General features: G+C 62.2%; 3 protein-coding genes. All 3 read right to left on the minus strand.

Annotation, left to right across the window (positions count from 1 at the left end; genetic code table 11):
* Positions 1-227, minus strand: a 227-nt coding sequence (locus NUW51_RS12820) for a hypothetical protein (RefSeq protein ID WP_265588013.1), incomplete at its 3' end; no start/stop codon positions are given.
* 3 nt (positions 228-230) lie between these two features.
* Positions 231-1,643: a GspE/PulE family protein gene (locus NUW51_RS12825; RefSeq protein ID WP_265588014.1), complete on the minus strand. Its 1,413-nt coding sequence runs from the start codon at positions 1,641-1,643 to the stop codon at positions 231-233.
* 304 nt (positions 1,644-1,947) lie between these two features.
* A partial coding sequence (locus NUW51_RS12830) for an RHS repeat-associated core domain-containing protein (protein WP_322597104.1) occupies positions 1,948-3,463 on the minus strand: 1,516 nt, incomplete at its 5' end.

Raw genomic sequence — 3,463 nt, forward strand, 5'->3', positions numbered from 1 at the left:
GCACTCTGGAACGTGGCATCGTGCCGCCCTATCTTGCCCTCCTTAACGACCGGTGCATTTGGTCTGACAAGACCCTCGCGCAAACTGAGCGGCCCGGTGCGCACCTGCAACGGCGTATCGCCTTGCGCGATTAGGCGCACGACCGCCTCGTCGCGGGCATCGGCGATGACGATCCGTTCGTCCCGCTTGCCCTCGGCAGTCACGACCCTTGCGCGCCATTCCGCCATCGATCAGTCCGCCAACCGCGCCAGTTCGGCGACATCGGTTTCGCCCGCCGCGACCGCCGCGAGACCGCGTCCGGCGAGCGTCTCGTGCGGGGCAAGACTGGCGCGTAGCGCAGCATCGTCGCCCGCATCCACCGCGCGCTGTTCCGCCTCGCCGACCCGCAGCAATTCGGCCAGCGGCACGCGGCCGCGATAGCCGCTGCCATCGCAACTCGGGCACCCCACTGCGTCATAAATCTGCGATTGTGCCGCCACGCCTGCCTCGCCAAACCGTTCCGCCTCGGCCGCGGTCACCGGGCGGGCCCGCTTGCAGGCATCGCAAAGGCGCCGTGCCAGCCGCTGCGCGATGACCGCGCGCACCGTAGCGGCAGCCAGGTAATTCTCGATGCCGATATCGCGCAGCCGGGCGAAGGCCTCCGCGGCGCTGTTCGTATGCAGGCTGGTCAGCACTAAATGCCCCGTCATCGCCGAGCGCAGCGCGATATCGGCGGTGTCGCGGTCGCGCACTTCGCCGACCATCATCACGTCGGGGTCCTGCCGCAGGAACGAACGCAGCGCGGAGGCGAAGGTCAGCCCGATCTCGGGCTTCACCGCCACCTGCGTGATGCCGTCGAGCATGATTTCCACCGGGTCTTCGACGGTGAGAATCTTCACTTCGGGGCGGTTGAGCCGCGACAAGGCGGCATAGAGCGTCGTCGTCTTGCCCGACCCTGTGGGGCCGGTGAGGATAACGATGCCATTGGGCTGGGCGAGCACCTCCTCGAGCCCCGCGCGCACCGCTTCGGGCAACCCGACCTCCTCGAGCGCGAGGCTGCGCATGGTCTGGCCGAGCAGGCGCAGCACGACCGATTCCCCATGCACGCCGGGCGTCGTCGCGACGCGCACGTCGACCGGGCCATCGGTGGTGGTGAAGCGCAGCCGCCCGTCCTGCGGGATACGGCTTTCGGCAAGGTCGAGCCCGGCGAGGATCTTGACGCGGTTGACCACAGCGCGCGCCTCGGCGGGATCGAGCCGGTCGACCTGGAGCAACCGCCCGTCGATGCGCTGGCGCACCACGGTAGCCGCCGCCCCCGCCTCGAGATGCACGTCGGACGACCCCGCCCGCCGCGCCTGGCGCAACCGCTGGACGAGATAGCGCCCCGCCGGCCCCAGCCCGGCATCCTCCTCTTCGGGCGTCGGCGCGGGCGTGGGCAGCGCGGCGGATTGCTCCTCCCGTGCCGCCCGCTCGGCATGATCGCGCGCCGCCCACTGCGCCTCGATCCAGTCCGCCGAACGCTGCTCGTAGCGCCAGTTCGCCGGAGCAAACGCGAAATCGAAGGGCGCGGGGTCGATGCTACTTGGCGAGAGAGCGCCATAGACAGTATTGTCTGACGGAAGAGCTAAAATGCCGTGCCTTCCAAGATATAGTTCATTGATCATAGCGCTAGCTGGCTCGCATCTTTTTATATAGAGCGCTCACATTTAAGGCCTGTGAAAAAAGGTATAGTAAGCCGCCAGAAATGGCGATTACATTCATCTTGGCAGAGATCTGATGATTACCATACCAAAGTATGGCTAACGAAATTTCAGTCAAAACTATCCTTGGCAGAAGTCTTTCTAAATACCCTACTTGGAGTTCCGAACTAGCGTAATGCCCAAAAATTAACTTAAAACGTTCGAATATCGCCCAGTCTACTGCGGTTCCAACAATTAGATATAGTATTAGGAACAATCCAGCTCTCCTCTAGGTGCAGGTGCTTAGTGAGATCGTGGAGCCGGCAGTTGTGGATGCAGCGTCCGTGACGAGCCGTTGCGTGCGTAGCTCACTCGATGATAAATTCATAAAGGTTGGTTTAGCAGCACTCATGGAGTTTCTCGCCATGGCGCCCATCGCGGGGCCTGCCCACAAGCCAACGGCACTTGCAGCAGCTCCACCCCAATTACGATCCCAAGTATGAGCTACGAGGGACACAGTTGCCGCGCCAGCTGAAACTCCTCCAGCAACTAGTGCCGTCGTCCCGAATACCGCGGGCCCCGCACCAGTTGGTGCAGACGCCAGTCCCGCGATCCCAGCGCCCACGGCAACACTTCCTGCGACCACGCTCGTTCTGTCAGCCCAACGCGCAACGTCCGCAGCAAAGCTCTGACCACACGGCTTCGTCTGTTCCGCCCCATTGCCAGCGCCACCCGGCTCTCTTGAATTATCGCCGAAGTCAACGCCGATAAAAAAGTCATAAAAGAAGTCTGCAACGCCACCATCGTCTCCGCCACCACAGCCGAAAGTAATCAAAATTTTGGTTAAATTGCCTGCATTGATTTCCTCACGATCTAATACACCATTTCCATTTGTGTCTGCATAAAAATTAGTGGTGCAAAGCCCTAGAGGATCCACAAAATTTATCGGATCCGAGCCGACATAGTTATATACGTTCAATCCATCGCCATACCCAATCGGGTCGGTCTGCATGAACCGCCCCAGCTCGGGCGCGTAGAAGCGGGCCTTGTAATAATAGAGCCCCAACTCCTCGATCCATGTCTGGCCAGTGTATTGGAACCGGCCGACATTGCCCGCGCCGGGCTCGCCATAAGCGCCATAGCTGTTCACCGCGACGATCTGGCCGGCATTGTCTGTGACGCTGACGATCGAGCCGCGCTCGTCGCGCATCAGATATTGCCGGTTGCCCGAGCCCGGGGTCGCGCCTTCATACCAGACCAGCGGATTGTCCATGCCGGGGCCGTGTACGTACCAGCGAAGCGCATTGCCGCTGCCGTCGGTTTCCTGGATGAGGTCGAGGCCGTCATAGACGAAGTTCGTTGCCATCCCCTGACCGTCGACCAACGTGCGCAGCCGCCCGAGCGGGTCGTAGGACAGGCTCACGCCATTGGGGCCGCTGGTCAGGAAATTCTCGCTGTCATAGCCGAACTGCCTGGTGCCCCAGTCGGTAAGGTTGCCGCGCGCGTCATAATCCATCGCCTCGCCCGCCGCGGTGACGAACTGGTTGAGCCCGTTGACCGTGTAATTCTCGCTGCCCGGCTGGTGCCCATCGAAGCTATAGGCCTCGTGCGAACGATCGACACTCGCGATCTGGCCAGCCGGCGTATAGCTGAAAGCGCTGGTCAGGTCGGACCCGCTGCCCGGCAAGTCATTCGACAGTTGCAACAACCGCCCGACCGCATCGACGCTCGAGGTCTGCACGCTCTGCGCCGTGCCATTGCCCAGCGCGGTGCTCGTCATACGGCCCAAATTGTCATAGCCGAAC

Origin of the sequence: Sphingomicrobium arenosum, assembly GCF_026157085.1 — a bacterium.
GTDB lineage: Bacteria > Pseudomonadota > Alphaproteobacteria > Sphingomonadales > Sphingomonadaceae > Sphingomicrobium > Sphingomicrobium arenosum.

What these genes read in the sequence shown, in the direction of transcription:
- NUW51_RS12825 (WP_265588014.1), bottom strand. Translation starts at nt 1,643, where the DNA reads ATGATCAATGAACTATATCTTGGAAGGCACGGCATTTTAGCTCTTCCG.